Raw genomic sequence first — 15213 nt, forward strand, 5'->3', positions numbered from 1 at the left:
CCGGTGATCTTGACCTCGAGGCGGCGTATTCACCGCCGCTCGGCACCGCTGACGCGCGGGCTGACCGCGCTAAGTCGAGCCGTGGGTGTTCTTTGGCGTCGTTCGTTGCAGCTGCGGGTAGTGACACTGACCCTGGGGCTTTCGCTCGCGGTGATTTTAGTGCTCGGCTTCGTGCTGACCAGCCAGATCACCAACCGGGTGCTTGACATAAAACTCAAGGCCGCAACCGAGCAGATCGAGCGGGCGCGTAACACGGTGAGCGGCATCGTCAATGGTGAAGAGGCGCGCTCCCTGGACAGTAGCCTGCAACTCGCGCGCAACACGTTGACATCGAAGACCGACCCGACCTTGGGTGCCGGTCTTGCGGGTGCGTTCGACGCGGCACTGGTGGTTCCCGGTGACGGCCCGCGGGCCGCCACCGCGGCCGGGCCCATCGACCAGGTTCCCGTCGCCCTGCGAGATTTCGTCAAGGCCGGGCAGGTGGCCTACCAGTACGCGACGGTGCGCACCGAGGGCTTCTCGGGGCCGGCGCTGATCATCGGCACCCCGACGCGCTCGCGGGTGGCCAACCTGGAGTTGTACCTCATTTATCCGCTGAACAACGAGCAGGCCACGATCGCCCTCGTGCGCGGCACCATGGCCACCGGCGGTCTGGTGCTGTTGGTGTTGTTCGCGGGCATCGCGCTGCTGGTATCGCGTCAGGTAGTGGTGCCGGTGCGCTCCGCGTCGCGCATCGCTGAACGGTTCGCCGACGGGCATTTGTCGGAGCGGATGCCGGTGCGCGGCGAGGACGACATGGCCCGATTGGCGCTGTCGTTTAATGACATGGCGGAGAGTTTGTCGCGACAGATCACCCAACTCGAAGAGTTCGGCAATCTGCAGCGCCGCTTCACCTCCGATGTCAGCCACGAGCTGCGGACCCCGCTGACGACCGTGCGGATGGCCGCCGACCTGATCTATGACAACAGCGAAAACCTCGACCCGGCGTTGCGGCGGTCGGCTGAGCTGTTGGTCAGCGAGTTGGACCGGTTTGAGGCGCTGCTGAACGACCTGCTGGAAATCTCACGGCACGACGCGGGTGTGGCCGAGCTGTCCGTCGAGTCGGTCGACCTGCGCTCCACCGTGACGAGTGCGCTGACCAGCGTGGGTCACCTGGCCGCCGACGCCGGTGTCAAGCTGATCGTGGATCTGCCCGAGTCCGCGGTGATCGCCGAGGTCGACGCGCGCCGGGTGGAGCGCATCTTGCGCAACCTGATTTCTAACGCCATCGACCATGCCGAGCACAAGCCGGTGCGAATTCGGATGGCCGCCGACGAGGACACCGTCGCGGTCACCGTGCGCGATTACGGGGTAGGGTTGCGGCCCGGCGAGGAGAAGCTGGTGTTCAGCCGATTCTGGCGGGCCGACCCGTCGCGGGTACGGCGCTCCGGGGGGACCGGGCTGGGTTTGGCGATCAGCCTCGAAGACGCGAGGCTGCACCAGGGCCGGCTGGAGGCCTGGGGCGAGCCCGGCAAGGGCTCCTGCTTCCGGCTGACGCTTCCGTTGGTACGCGGACACAAGGTCACAACCAGTCCGCTACCGCTGAAACCGATTGCACCGGAACGATATTCTCAACACGAGCGTGAGCACGCCGAAAGGAGCGGGTAATGCGGCGGCTGGCCGTGTTGCTCCTGGCTGTGGTACTCGCCGGCTGCGCCGGGGTGCCCGGCATGTCGGCACCGCAGGCTATCGGTACCGTGGAGCGGACTGCTCCGTCGAACCTGCCTAAACCGGCCGCGGGCATGGATCCCGATAAACTGCTGCGCGAATTTCTCAAAGCCACAGCCGATCCGGCGAACCGGCACCTGGCTGCCCGGCAGTTTCTGACCCAGTCGGCATCCAATGCCTGGGATGACGGGGGCAGCGCCACCCTGATCGACCATGTGATGTTCGTCGAAAACCGCGGTGCGGACCGGATTTTGGTCACCATGCGGGCCGATATTTTGGGTTCGTTGTCTGACATGGGGGTTTTTGAAACTGCTGAGGGCGCACTACCGGATCCGGGGCCGATCGAATTGGTCAAGACACCCGGCGGCTGGCGCATCAATCGGCTGCCCAATGGGGTGTTTTTGGATTGGCAGCAGTTCCAGGCGACCTACAAGCGCAACATGCTGTACTTCGCCGATCCGACCGGGAAAACCATGGTTCCCGATCCGCGCTATATCGCGGTGGCCGACCGCAATCAACTGGCTACCGAATTGGTGTCCAAGCTGATTTCAGGTCCGCGTCCCGAATTGGCGCACGCGGTGCTGAATCTCCTGGCGCCGCCGCTGCGCTTGAGCGGCCCGGTTACCCGGGCCGATGGCGGAAAGACCGGCGTCGGGCAGGGTTATGCCGGTGCGCGGATCGACTTGCAAAACCTTTCCACCACCGATCCGCACAGCCGGCAATTGGTTGCCGCGCAGATTATTTGGACGCTGGCCAGGGCGGACATCAAGGGGCCGTATGTGATCAACGCCGATGGTGCTCCCCTGGATGACAGGTTCGCCGACGGGTGGACCACCTCCGATGTCGCGGCCACTGATCCGGGCGTGGCCGACGGCGCCGGCGCCGGGGTGCATGCGTTGGTGGGCGGGTTGTTGGTAGCGCTGGACGGACAGCATTCCGTCCCGGTGCCGGGAGACTTGGGGCGGATACCGGATCAGACCGCCGCCGCGCTGTCGCGCAGCGGGCATCGGGTGGCGTCGGTGGTGACCCAGCACCCCGGCTCCCCGGATATGGCGGCCACGCTGTGGATCGGTGATCTAGGTGGTGAGGCGGTGGCGTCCGCCGACGGGCGCAGTCTGTCGCGGCCCAGCTGGGCGCTCGACGACGCGGCATGGGTGGTGGTCGACACCACCAGCGTGCTGCGGGCTATCCGGGAGCCGGCTTCCGGGCAGCCCACCCGCATCCCGGTGGATTCCGCGGCGGTATCCAGCCGTTTCCCGGGGCCGATCAGCGAGCTGCAGCTGTCGCGGGATGGCACCCGGGCGGCGATGGTCATTCAGGGGCAGGTGATCTTGGCCAGTGTCGAGCAGCGGCAGCCGGGCCAGTTCGCCCTGACCTACCCCCGACGGCTGGGATTTGGGCTGGGGTTTTCGGTGGTGTCGTTGGCGTGGCGCACCGGTGATGACATTGTGGTCAGCCGCACCGACGCGGCTCATCCGGTGTCGTACGTGAACCTGGATGGGGTGAATTCTGATGCGCCCAGCCGTGGTTTGCAGCCTCCGGTGTTCACGGTTGCGGCCAACCCGTCAACGGTGTATGTGGCCGCCCCCCCGGGGGTGGCGCAGTTGTCGACTTCGGCGCCGGAAAACGAGCAGGGCTGGTCGATCGTGGAGGGGTTGGCGACACCCGGGGCGCTGCCGGTGCTGCCGGGCTAGCAGCACTTTTCGGATCTAGTCGTCGGATCTAGTCGCCGGTGGCTTCGCCGCGGTTCTCGGCTAGCTCGCGGGCACGCTTTTGAGGAAGTCCCTGCCGATCGCGTCGGCGGTGAGGATCGCGTCGATGACCGTCTCCGGGACGACTTCGAATGGCTCGTTGTGAATGGTTTCGCCGGGGGCGGTAGCACGGTCGGCGATCGGCGCCAGGCGTTCCCGAGTGGCGTCGCCAAGGCCGATCTCGTTGAGAGTGATGGGCAGATTCACCGCTCGGGAGAACCTCAACACCTCGGTGAGCGTTTCCTGCGGCGCCCCTTCGAGCACCAGCTGCACGAGAGTGCCGAACGCGACTTTTTCCCCATGGTAAAAATCGTGGGTTTCGGGGGCTACGGTCAGACCGTTATGGACAGCGTGGGCAGCCGCCAATCCGGCTGATTCGAAGCCGAGCCCCGAAAGAAGCGTGTTGGCCTCGACGAGCCGTTCGAGGGCCGGCGTGACCGACCCGGTGGCAACGGCGGCCAACGCGTCGGTGCCGTCAGCCAGCAGCGTTCGATAGCACAGCTCGGCGAGACCCAGGGCGGAACGCGTCGACGCGCCCCCCCGCATGTTGCGGACCGAGGTGGCGGCGCAGGTCCGGGCCTCGAACCAGGTGGCCAGCGCGTCACCCATGCCGGCCGAGAGCAGCCGCGCCGGTGCCTGCGCAATAACCGCGGTGTCGACCAAGACCAGCTCGGGGTTCTGTGGATAAATGCGGTATTCCTCGAAAACGCCGTCGTCGGAATAGACCACCGACAGGGCGCTGCAGGGGGCGTCGCTGGAGGCAATCGTCGGGCAGTTCACGATCGGAAGACGCAAATCAGCCGCGGCGGCGCGCGCCGTGTCGAGCACCTTGCCGCCGCCGGCGCCGATGATGGTCCGGGCCGAAAGCTCACGCGCCTGTGCCTTGACCCGTTCGATCTCGGTATTGCAGCATTCGCCCGTGAAATGGTGCACGCCGTAGGTGATGTTCTCGGCGGCCAGGCTGGTTTTCCAGGTGGGGCCCAACAGGTGAGCGACCCGTTGGCTCGCCACGATCAGCGCGGGGCCTTGCAGGCCGATCGTGGTCATTTCGGCGCCGAGGGCGGCAGTTGCGTTCTTGCCCTGGGTGTAGCGGGTCGGGGAGCAGAAGACCGAAAGCATTATCAGCCTGCCTTCCTATGAGTTGGTTTCGTCGGGTTGCAGCGGGCGACCGCCAATCGGCGCCGGAGCGTATCGACCGCTTTCGACGATGGTGAACACGGTAGAAGGTGCGGCTCACGGGATGGGGGTCGCCCCACGCTGTTTTGTGGCGTCGTTTTTGTGACGCTACGCCCCTGTCACCCGCTGCTGCCACACTGCGGTTGTGCTCGATCTCATCCTGCCGTTGGCATGCGGCGGCTGCGGCGCGCCGGCCACCCGCTGGTGTGACGTGTGCGCACAGCAACTCGAGGTCGGCCCCGACCAGCCACACGTGGTGAGCCCGCGCGTCGACCCGACGGTGCCGGTGTTCGCGCTCGGGCGCTACGCCGGTGTGCGTCGTCAAGCGATCGTCGCGATGAAAGACCACGGCCGTGCCGATCTCATCCCGCCGCTGGCGCGCGCCCTGGCCCTCGGTGTGCATCGGCTGCTGACCTGGGGAATGCTTCAGACGCCGCTGACGATCGTGCCGGCACCGACGCGACGCGCGGCGGCGCGGCGGCGCGGAGGTGATCCGGTGAGCCGGGTAGCGGTGGCCGCGGTGGCGGGTCATCCGGGGATCGGGGTAGTTCCGGGGTTGCGCCTTAAGGGGTGGGCCCGCGATTCGGTCGGCCTGAGCTGCGCTGCGCGGGAGCGCAACATCGTCGGCCGGGTGGTTTTGCGAGGGCCGCTTCCCGAAGCCGGCGAGGTGCTGATCGTCGACGATGTCGTCACCACCGGGGTGACGGCGCGGGAGTCTGTTCGTGTCCTGCGAAGCGCGGGTGCTCGGGTAGCCGCGGTGCTGACGCTCGCCGCCGCCTAATTCGCCACCGGTACCTGAGGGGTGCTCATCGGACCGCGGATGTCAACAACTCGCAACAGGTGCGCGCAAGCACTAGCACTTGCCGGTGAACACAGGCTACCGTCGGATCAGATACCCGTGAACCGACTCGCGGTGACGATTTTGCGAGGTTGAGCGCCACTTCACCGGTAGCGGTAGGAGGTGACTTCCCGATACCTTTCATCCGCGGGTGGTCTGCCGCAGATGCTGCGTGAACCCCCGCCGGCAGCTGTGGATCAAAAGCAGGGCACGCCCGGCGCGTGCAACGCGAGAGAGAAACGAGATGTCAGGTATGTCAAGCCAAATCGTGGATTCCGGCCAGGGGGGTTCAGGAGTGGTTGAAGCCCAAGAGCGGGACGAGGCGGCACCGCGTGCCGAGGTCGTCGTCAAGGGCCGCAACGTCGAGATCCCCGATCACTTCCGCGTCTACGTTTCGCAGAAACTCGCCCGCATGGAGCGGTTCGACCGGAGCATCTACCTGTTCGACGTCGAACTCAAGCACGCACCCAACCGCCGCCAGCGCAAATCGTGTCAGCGTGTCGAAATCAGCGCCCGCGGCCGGGGGCCGGTGGCCCGCGGCGAGGCCTGCGCCGACAGTTTCTATGCCGCGTTCGAATCCGCCGTCAACAAGCTAGAGAGCCGGCTGCGTCGGGTCAAGGATCGCCGCAAGGTCCATCACGGCGACAAGACCCCGGTCTCGGTGTCCGAGGCCACCGCGACGGCGGTGCCGCCGACGGCCTTCAGCACCGAGGCTGCTGCGGCGCATGAGCATGGCGGTGCCGCGACCGACCACGAACCCGGCCGGATCGTGCGTGTCAAGGAACACCCGGCCACGCCGATGTCGGTCGATGACGCGCTCTATGAAATGGAGCTTGTCGGCCACGACTTCTTTTTGTTCCACGACAAAGACACCGACCGGCCGTCGGTCGTCTACCGTCGCCGCGGCTACGACTACGGCCTGATCCGGCTCTCCTGAACCCCCGGCGGGCCCCGGCCGTCGGGTTGTCAAAGCCCGTGGGTCGACGCGGCACCCCGCAACGTGCGGTCACCTAGGATGGACTGGCGAGAACGCCCAACCACACCGTCTACCCATAGGGGACCTAGCTGTGCTGAGTAAGTTGCTGCGGCTCGGTGAAGGCCGCATGGTCAAACGCCTGGCGAAGGTCGCCGACTATGTCGAGACTTTGTCCGATGACGTGGCCAAGCTCACCGACGCCGAGCTGCGGGCCAAAACCGACGAGTTCAAAAAGCGCCACGCCGACGGGGAAAGCCTCGATGACCTGCTGCCCGAGGCGTTCGCGGTGGCCCGTGAGGCCGCCTGGCGGGTGCTTGATCAGCGCCCGTTTCACGTGCAGGTGATGGGCGCGGCGGCGCTGCACTTCGGCAACGTGGCCGAGATGAAGACCGGTGAAGGCAAGACCCTGACCTCGGTGCTGCCCGCCTACCTCAATGCGCTGGACGGCAAGGGTGTGCACATCGTGACGGTCAACGACTACCTGGCCAAGCGCGACAGTGAGTGGATGGGCCGGGTGCACCGCTTCCTGGGCCTGGATGTCGGGGTGATCCTGGCGGGGATGGGCCCCGACGAACGCCGTGCCGCCTACGCCGCCGACATCACCTACGGCACCAACAACGAGTTCGGCTTCGACTACCTGCGCGACAACATGGCCCATTCGCTGGACGAATGCGTGCAGCGCGGCCACCACTACGCCATCGTCGACGAGGTCGACTCGATCCTGATCGACGAGGCGCGCACCCCGCTGATCATCTCCGGCCCGGCCGACGGCGGCACCAACTGGTACGCCGAGTTCGCCCGGATCGCGCCGCTGATGCAAAAAGACGTGCACTACGAGGTTGACCTGCGCAAGCGCACCATCGGCGTGCATGAGGCGGGCGTGGAGTTCGTCGAAGACCAGCTGGGCATCGACAACCTCTACGAGGCCGCCAACTCCCCGCTGGTCAGCTACCTCAACAACGCGCTGAAAGCCAAAGAGCTGTTCCACCGCGACAAGGACTACATCGTCCGCGACGGCGAGGTGCTGATCGTCGACGAGTTCACCGGCCGGGTTCTGATCGGCCGGCGCTACAACGAAGGCATGCACCAGGCCATCGAGGCCAAAGAGCACGTCGAGATCAAGGCCGAAAACCAGACGCTGGCCACCATCACGCTGCAGAACTACTTCCGCCTCTACGAGAAGCTGGCCGGGATGACCGGGACCGCCCAGACCGAGGCGGCCGAGCTGCACGAGATCTACAAGCTGGGTGTGGTCAGCATCCCGACCAATAAGCCGATGATCCGCACCGATCGGCCTGATCTCATCTATAAGACCGAGGAAGCGAAGTACCAGGCGGTCGTCGATGACATCGCCGAACGCTACGAGAAAGGCCAGCCGGTCCTCGTCGGCACCACCAGCGTCGAGAAATCCGAGTACCTGTCCCGGTTGCTGACCAAGCGGCGCATCCCGCACAACGTGCTCAACGCCAAATACCACGAGCAGGAGGCGGCCATTATCGCCGAGGCGGGCCGCCGCGGCGCCGTCACCGTCGCCACCAATATGGCCGGCCGGGGCACCGACATCGTGCTGGGTGGCAACGTCGACTTTCTCACCGACAAACGGCTGCGCGAGCGTGGCCTTGACCCGATACAAACACCCGAGGAGTACGAACGGGCCTGGCACCAGGAGTTGCCCCTCGTCAAAGCCGAGGCCGCCAAGGAGGCCAAGGAAGTGATCGAGGCCGGGGGGCTGTACGTGCTGGGCACCGAGCGTCACGAGGCCCGGCGCATCGACAACCAGCTGCGCGGGCGCTCCGGGCGTCAGGGCGACCCCGGCGAGTCACGCTTCTACCTGTCGCTGGGCGACGAACTCATGCGCCGTTTCAACGGCGCCACCCTGGAGGCATTGCTTAATCGGCTTAACCTGCCCGACGACGTGCCGATCGAGGCCAAGATGGTCACCCGCGCGATCAAGAGCGCGCAAACCCAGGTCGAGCAGCAAAACTTCGAGATCCGAAAGAATGTCCTCAAATACGACGAGGTGATGAACCAGCAGCGCAAGGTGATCTACGAGGAGCGCCGCCGCATCCTCGAAGGTGAAAACCTCAAGGAGCAGGCGCTGTCGATGATTCGCGACGTGATCACCGCCTATGTCCACGGGGCGACGGCGGAAGGCTACGCCGAGGACTGGGATCTGGAAAAGCTGTGGGAGGCACTAAAGACGCTCTATCCGGTGGGGATCGACCACAAGCAGCTGCTCAACAGCGACGCGGTCGGTGAACCCGGTGAGCTGACCCGTGAGGAGCTGCTGGAGGCGCTGCTCAAGGATGCCGAACGTGCTTACGCCGCACGGGAAGCCGAGATCGAGGCGCTTGCGGGTGATGGCGCGATGCGCCAGCTGGAGCGCAGTGTGCTGCTCAACGTGATCGACCGCAAGTGGCGCGAACACCTCTACGAGATGGACTACCTCAAAGAAGGCATCGGGCTGCGCGCGATGGCGCAGCGGGATCCGCTGGTCGAATACCAGCGCGAGGGCTACGACATGTTCATGGCCATGCTCGACGGCCTCAAAGAGGAGTCGGTCGGATTTTTGTTCAACGTGGCCGTCGAGGCGATGCCCGCGCCCCAAGCCGCCGCGGAGCCCGATGAGCTCGTCGAGCTGGCCACCGCGGCGGCGGCCACCGCTCAGCAGCGGGTCGCGGCCGGGTCACCCGGGGCGACTCCGAATACCGTGCGCGCCAAAGGTGTTGACGACGAGTCTCGGGCACTGACCTACACCGGACCCTCGGAAGACGGGTCTGCCCAGGTGCAGCGCCGCGGCGACGGTTCCCCCCGGACACCGGCGGCGGCGCACGCCGTGCCGGGTGCCAGTCGGCGGGAACGGCGCGAGGCCGCGCGCCGTCAGGGTCGTGGCCCCAAGCCGCCGAAATCGGTGAAGAAGCGGTAGGCGGTAGGGCGACGAATTCGCTTCCCGCAGCTAGTCCTCGACGAGCTCGGCGATCCGTTCCAGAGTGGCGCGCATCGCGTTCTCGGTTTGCTTGGCGGCCAGCTTGACCAGTGGTCGCTGCCGATCGGTGGATATGTCCCACGTTTCCCGCACCAGGGTGCCGCCGTCGGTCGGGGTCAGCTCGTAGCGCCAGATGCGGCCGCCGATCAGCCCGCCCAAAGCGGTGGTCTTCCAAGCGATGCGGCGATCCGGCTCGTACTCGACGACGGTGTTGCTGGTGCGGTAGGGCAGAAACAGCGATTCCCGCCGGCCCCGCATCGCCATGGTGAACGTCGTTCCCAGCGATAACGGCACCGAATCCCGGGCGGCGTGGTCGACCCCGCCCGACCCGTCGAAACTGGCATGTTTGCCGGCGTCGGCCAGCAACGCGAAAATCTTGCTGGCGGGCGCGTTGATGGCTCGCTCGACACTGATGGTATTTGGGTCCATCCGCCTACAGTACGGCGGCTCGGCGGGCCGAATCCACGAAATCGGTCCCGAGCGCGCCGCATTGCCGGTGTTGTGGCAGGTGGTGGAGGATCAAGCGCATGGACGTCAAGGAGGTGCGGCTACCGGGCATCGGTGTGCGCTACGAGTTCACCAGCCACGACGGTGACCGGATCGGCATCATCGCCCGGCGCAGTGGGGGCTTCGAGATTTGCCGATACGCCCGCGACGACCCGGACCGGGCGCAACCGCTGCTGCGCTTCACCGATGACGAGGCCGACGCGGTGGCCCAGATCCTGGGTGCACCCCGGATCGCCGAACGGTTCACCGAGCTGACCCGGGAAGTTCCCGGGCTGGATGTCGGGCAGGCTCACATCGAGCCGGGCAGTCCGTTCGTGGATCGTCCGCTCGGCGATACCGGTGCCCGTAGCCGCACCGGCGCGTCGATCGTGGCGATCGTGCGCGACAAAAAGGTGCTGCCGTCGCCCGCGCCGGCGGAAGTCCTGCGCGCCGGAGATGTCCTGGTCGTGATCGGCACCGAAGAGGGCATCGCCGGGGTCGAGCAGACCGTCGACAAGGGCTAAGCCGGTGGCGATCCCGGTGGCGCTGCTGCTGCAACTGGGCGCCATCTTGACCGTGCTCGCCCTGTTGGCCGGCGTCGCACGGCGATTCGGGTTGTCGGCGATACCCGTATATCTGCTTGCCGGCCTGGCGCTCGGCAAGGGGGGAATCGCCCCGGTGGCCGCCGCAGGTCAATTTATCACCACGGGCGCCCCGATCGGCATCGTGCTGCTGCTGTTGACCTTGGGTTTGGAGTTCTCTGCGGCGGAATTCGCCAGCAGCCTGCGCCACCACCTGCCGTCCGCCGCGCTGGATCTGGCGCTGAACGCCACGGCCGGTGCGCTGGCCGGGTGGCTGGTGGGGCTCGACGGGGTCGGCATGCTGGCTCTGGCCGGCGTCACCTACGTCTCCTCCTCGGGGGTGATCGCCCGGTTGCTGGAGGACTTGCAGCGGCTCGGCAACCGGGAAACACCGGCGGTGCTGGCGGTGCTGGTGCTCGAGGACTTCGCGATGGCGGGCTACCTGCCGCTCTTTGCGGTGCTCGCGGCGGGCGGCACGTGGTTGCCCGCGGTGGCCGGCATGGTCGCCGCGGTCGGCGTGTTATGGGCGGTGTTTACCCTGTCGTATCGCTGGGGCCACCACGTCGGGCGGCTGGTGACCCACCCGGATTCCGAGCAGCTGCTGCTGCGGGTTTTGGGCGTCACCCTGCTCGTGGCCGCGGCGGCCGAATCGGTGCATGCGTCGGCCGCCGTCGGCGCGTTTCTGGTGGGGCTCACCCTGACCGGTGAGACCGCGGAGCGGGCCCGCAACGTGCTCGGCCCACTTCGCGACCTGTTCGCCGCGATTTTCTTTCTCGGGATCGGCCTTTCCACGGATCCTCGAGAGCTGCTCCCGGTGCTGCCGACCGCCCTGGCGCTGGCCGCGGTCACCGGTGCAACCAAGGTGGTCACCGGGGTTGTCGCCGCCCGGCGGGACGGTGTGGCGCGCCGCGGGCAGTTGCGGGCCGGTGCCGCGCTGATCGCCCGGGGCGAGTTTTCACTGGTCATCGTCGGATTGGTCGGCTCGTCGATCCCCGGGCTCACCGCGCTGGCGATGTCGTATGTGTTCGTCATGGCGATCGCCGGCCCGCTTCTGGCCCGTTTCGCCGGTGCTCCAAGGCCGGTTGTCGCCGGCGTGCAGAAGTAGCGCGGAGGTAGCGCGGTTGCGGATCGATCAGCCGATGTGCAGGGCGACTATCTGCCACCGGGTTCCGCCGGTGGCGGGCAGCAGTTCGACCCGGCAGGCGATGGCGTGCACGCGGCGCCCGCGGCTGTAGGTGCCGAACACCTCGGCGGCGCGGAACTCGCCGTCGCGGCCGGCCGTTTGCAGCCGCAGCCGGCGCAGCACCGCCGCCCCGTGCCCGCCCACCGCCCGGTTTCCCGCGAGCACGGCGTCGAGCAGGCCCGCCGCCAACACCGGACGCAGCTGGGCCGCCGGGCGACGACGGTCGATGACTTCCAGCACTCGGCGCAGTGCCGAGTCGGCGAAAATCGCCGCCTGCCGCATCGGCGGGGAAAGGCCGGGCGCTTCGGGCGCCGGCGGCCGCGGGCCGCCGGGCCGCTGTGGCGCGCGGGTGGGGCGCTGCCGCAGCGTCGCGGGCGACACGCCCCGGCAGTGCTCGACGGTCCCCGGCGGCGGCTCATAGTCCACGACGGGTGTGACGGCGAACGCGGCGCGCGGTTCGGGCGTGCGGGTCAACTGGCACCTCTCCAGTGTTCGGGCTACCGGATGGGCCTGCTGGAGAGTGGCAGACAACAGACAACCGCCGATGATCATCGCACAACTCGCGTTGTCAGGTATGCGCCCCGCGGCCCGGCCGAATCGGCGGTACCGTGACGGCAGGTCTCGATCGGCGGATCCCGGGCGGATCTCGCGACGGATGCAGGGAGGACGGCCGCCATGGTGACCCGGCTGACCACCGCGGACGCCGCCTTCTACCGGTTGGAGAACACCGCCACCCCAAGGTATCTCGGGTCGGTGTGGATTTTGCGCCGGCCGCGTGCCGGGTTGAGCTATGAGACCTTGCTGGACACCGTCGAAAAGCGGCTGCCGCAGGTGCCGCGGTATCGCCGGAAAGTCCGCGAAGTGACGATGGGCCTGGGCAGGCCGGTGTGGGTCGATGATCGCGATTTCGACATCACCTACCATGTCCGCCGGTCAGCGTTGCCGTCGCCGGGCAGCGACGAGCAACTGCATGAGCTGGTCGGGCGGCTGGCCGCGCGGCCGCTGGACAAATCCCGGCCGCTGTGGGAGATGTACCTGGTCGAAGGCCTCGCCGACAATCGCATCGCGCTCTACATCAAGTCCCATCAGGCACTGGTCGCCGGGGCGGGCGCGGTGGCGCTCGAGCATGTCATCGCCGATCGGACGCGACACCCGCGATCGTTCCCCGAAGACATCTGGGTACCGGAGCGCGACCCCAGCGGCACGCGGCTGCTCCTGGGCGCGATCGGTGACTGGATATCCGGCCCGCGGGCTCAGCTGCACGCCACAGGTTCCGCACTTGCGGGCCTGGCAACGAATTCCGGGCACGTTGTGCGCCCCGGTCGGCGGCTCCTCGAGATGGCGCGCACCTGGGCCCGGGGCGCCGCGCCCAGCAGCCCGCTTAATGCCCCGGTCTCCCGCCACCGGCGTTTCACGGTTGCCCGCGGGCGCCTGGACGATTACCGGACCGTGCGGGCCCGCTACCACTGCGACGTCAACGACGTGGTGCTGGCGGTGATTACCGGTGCATTGCGCAACTGGCTGCTGTTGCGCGGTGAGCCGCTGGCGCCGACCGCGACGATCCGCGCGATGGCACCGATGCCGGTCTACCCGGACGATCATTCCGATTCGGGCCGCCGCGGTGGGGCGATCGGCCAGGTGGCACCGTTCCTTGTCGACCTGCCGGCGGGGGAGGGTAACGCGGTGGTGCGGCTTTCGCAGATCGCCCACGCCACCGAAACGCACCCGACGGCCCCCAGCCTGATCGACGCGCGCACCATTTTGACGATGCCGGGCTTTGTCCCACCCACCCTGCACGCCATGGGCATTCGGGTCGCCAGCGGTTTTTCCTCGCGGTTGTTCAACCTGCTGATCACCAACGCGCCCGGTACCCAATCGCAGATGTTTGTCGCCGGCGCCAGGCTGCTGGAGACGTACCCGGTGCCCCCACTGCTGAACAACCAGGTGCTGGCCGTCGGTGTGACGTCCTATGACGGCATGCTGTATTTCGGGATCAACGCCGACCGTGAGGCGATGAGCGATGTCGATGTGCTGCCGACGCTGCTCGGCGAATCACTTGACGAACTGCTGGAAGCGGCCCGGTAATCGGGCTACCCGGGCCGGGACGCTGACATAGCATTGGCTGGTGAGCAAGGCCGGTAAAAACAGCGCCGCAACCGAGGCGGACGGCACCGGGCCGATGGCGCGTAAGCTCCCCAACCACGTCTATAAAGCCGAATTGTTCCGGCTACAAACAGAATTCGTCAAACTGCAAGAGTGGGTGCGCCATTGTGGAGCGCGCATCGTGGTGATCTTCGAAGGTCGTGATGGCGCGGGCAAGGGGGGTACGATCAAGCGGATTACCCAGTACCTCAACCCGCGGGTGGTGCGGATCGCGGCACTGCCCGCCCCGACCGATCGAGAACGTGGCCAGTGGTACTACCAGCGATATATCGCGCATCTGCCGGCCAAAGGGGAAATGGTACTTTTCGACCGGTCGTGGTACAACCGCTCCGGTGTCGAGAAAGTCATGGGATTCTGCACCCCGAAGGAATACGTACTGTTCCTGCGCCAGACGCCGATCTTCGAGCAGATGCTCATCGACGACGGGATTCTCCTGCGGAAGTATTGGTTTTCGGTGTCCCAGCAAGAGCAGCTGCGACGGTTCAAAGCACGCATGAATGACCCTGTGCGGCAATGGAAACTCACCGCCATGGACCTGGAGTCGGTGTATCGGTGGGAGGATTACTCGCGGGCCAAGGACGAGATGATGGTGCATACCGACATTCCGGCAAGCCCCTGGTATCTCGTCGACTCCGATATCAAAAAGCACGCCCGGCTGAACATGATGGCGCACCTGCTGTCCAGTATCGACTATCACGATGTCGAGAAGCCGAGGGTCGAGCTGCCCGCGCATCCGGTGGTGAGCGGCAACTACCAGCGCCCGCCTCGCGAGTTGTCGACCTATGTCGATGATTACGTGGCCACGCTGATCGGGGCTTGAGGCGTGCCGGCGGGCATCCGGGTTGGCGTCTCGTGACGCGGGTCTACATTCCGGCCACCCTGGCCATGCTTCAGCGTTTTGTCGCCGACGAGTCGCTATGGCCGCCCGGCGGCACCGCGTTCGCGGTGACGCCGGCGTTGCGCGAGGCGTACCTCGAGGGTGACGATGACGAGCTCGCCGAGGTGGCGCTGCGGGAGGCGGCGCTGGCCTCGCTGCGGCTGCTTGCCACCGACACGCCTGACGAGTTGCCGCCGCGGCGCGCGGTGGTGGTCGCCGACGTGGACGACGTCACCTCGCGCCCCGACCTCGACGCCGCCGTCGTCAGGCTGGCGGCTCCCGTGGCGATCACCCGGGTCATCGCCGTGTTCGTCGACACTGCTGACGCCGAGGCGGACGTGGTGGCCGCGCGAGCGGTCATCGACGCGGCCGATCTCGGTGACGAGGACGCGGAACTCCTCGTCGGTGACGCCCAGGACCACGATCTGGCGTGGTACGCCACCCAGGAGCTGCCGTTTCTGCTTGACCTGCTGTAACCCCGATCGATCT

General features: G+C 66.9%; 13 protein-coding genes. 10 read left to right on the plus strand and 3 right to left on the minus strand.

Features of this window, described 5'->3' with window-relative positions; all coding sequences use genetic code 11:
- The first annotated feature begins 3 nt into the window (after positions 1–3).
- Together mtrB and lpqB are read left to right on the plus strand one after the other, a co-directional pair.
- Positions 4–1647 (plus strand): MtrAB system histidine kinase MtrB, encoded by a 1644-nt coding sequence (gene mtrB, locus QJR12_RS11370; RefSeq protein ID WP_366526305.1) that lies wholly within the window; start codon positions 4–6, stop codon positions 1645–1647.
- Positions 1647–3401, plus strand: coding sequence for an MtrAB system accessory lipoprotein LpqB (gene lpqB / locus QJR12_RS11375; RefSeq protein ID WP_300582068.1), 1755 nt, complete (start codon positions 1647–1649; stop codon positions 3399–3401). The genes mtrB and lpqB overlap by 1 nt, the downstream gene beginning before the upstream one ends.
- A gap of 60 nt (positions 3402–3461) precedes the next feature.
- Here lpqB and QJR12_RS11380 read toward each other — a convergent pair whose 3' ends face one another.
- Complete coding sequence (locus QJR12_RS11380; RefSeq protein ID WP_300582071.1) at positions 3462–4577, minus strand: glycerol dehydrogenase; 1116 nt, start codon at positions 4575–4577, stop codon at positions 3462–3464.
- A gap of 202 nt (positions 4578–4779) precedes the next feature.
- On the opposite strand from QJR12_RS11380, the gene QJR12_RS11385 reads away from it, so the two are divergent.
- The 3 genes from QJR12_RS11385 to secA all read left to right on the plus strand — a co-directional run bounded on the left by QJR12_RS11385 (position 4780) and on the right by secA (position 9374).
- Positions 4780–5415: a phosphoribosyltransferase family protein gene (locus tag QJR12_RS11385; RefSeq protein ID WP_300582073.1), complete on the plus strand. Its 636-nt coding sequence runs from the start codon at positions 4780–4782 to the stop codon at positions 5413–5415.
- Positions 5416–5716: 301 nt separating this feature from the next.
- Positions 5717–6409, plus strand: coding sequence for a ribosome-associated translation inhibitor RaiA (gene raiA, locus QJR12_RS11390; RefSeq protein WP_300582076.1), 693 nt, complete (start codon positions 5717–5719; stop codon positions 6407–6409).
- A gap of 130 nt (positions 6410–6539) precedes the next feature.
- Positions 6540–9374 (plus strand): preprotein translocase subunit SecA, encoded by a 2835-nt coding sequence (gene secA / locus QJR12_RS11395; RefSeq protein ID WP_300582079.1) that lies wholly within the window; start codon positions 6540–6542, stop codon positions 9372–9374.
- Positions 9375–9404: 30 nt separating this feature from the next.
- Here the strand turns inward: secA and QJR12_RS11400 are convergent, their stop codons facing one another.
- On the minus strand, positions 9405–9863 hold the full coding sequence (locus QJR12_RS11400; protein ID WP_300582081.1) for an SRPBCC family protein: 459 nt from the start codon (positions 9861–9863) through the stop codon (positions 9405–9407).
- Between the two features lie 98 nt (positions 9864–9961).
- Between QJR12_RS11400 and QJR12_RS11405 the strand changes: the two genes are divergently transcribed.
- Together QJR12_RS11405 and QJR12_RS11410 are read left to right on the plus strand one after the other, a co-directional pair.
- Entirely contained in the window at positions 9962–10444 is a 483-nt protein-coding gene (locus QJR12_RS11405) for a cation:proton antiporter regulatory subunit (RefSeq protein WP_300582084.1), read from the plus strand.
- 4 nt (positions 10445–10448) lie between these two features.
- Positions 10449–11606 (plus strand): cation:proton antiporter, encoded by a 1158-nt coding sequence (locus QJR12_RS11410; protein ID WP_300582086.1) that lies wholly within the window; start codon positions 10449–10451, stop codon positions 11604–11606.
- Between the two features lie 27 nt (positions 11607–11633).
- Here the strand turns inward: QJR12_RS11410 and QJR12_RS11415 are convergent, their stop codons facing one another.
- Positions 11634–12158 (minus strand): Rv3235 family protein, encoded by a 525-nt coding sequence (locus QJR12_RS11415; RefSeq protein WP_300582089.1) that lies wholly within the window; start codon positions 12156–12158, stop codon positions 11634–11636.
- 201 nt (positions 12159–12359) lie between these two features.
- Between QJR12_RS11415 and QJR12_RS11420 the strand changes: the two genes are divergently transcribed.
- From QJR12_RS11420 to QJR12_RS11430, 3 genes are all read left to right on the plus strand, one after another.
- Positions 12360–13769 (plus strand): wax ester/triacylglycerol synthase family O-acyltransferase, encoded by a 1410-nt coding sequence (locus QJR12_RS11420; protein WP_300582090.1) that lies wholly within the window; start codon positions 12360–12362, stop codon positions 13767–13769.
- Positions 13770–13863: 94 nt separating this feature from the next.
- Positions 13864–14667 (plus strand): polyphosphate kinase 2, encoded by an 804-nt coding sequence (gene ppk2, locus QJR12_RS11425; protein ID WP_300582453.1) that lies wholly within the window; start codon positions 13864–13866, stop codon positions 14665–14667.
- A gap of 32 nt (positions 14668–14699) precedes the next feature.
- Positions 14700–15200 (plus strand): hypothetical protein, encoded by a 501-nt coding sequence (locus QJR12_RS11430; protein ID WP_300582092.1) that lies wholly within the window; start codon positions 14700–14702, stop codon positions 15198–15200.
- Positions 15201–15213 lie beyond the last annotated feature (13 nt).

The sequence above is a fragment of the Mycobacterium sp. genome (assembly GCF_029961025.1).
In the GTDB taxonomy this organism is placed as follows: Bacteria; Actinomycetota; Actinomycetes; order Mycobacteriales; family Mycobacteriaceae; genus Mycobacterium.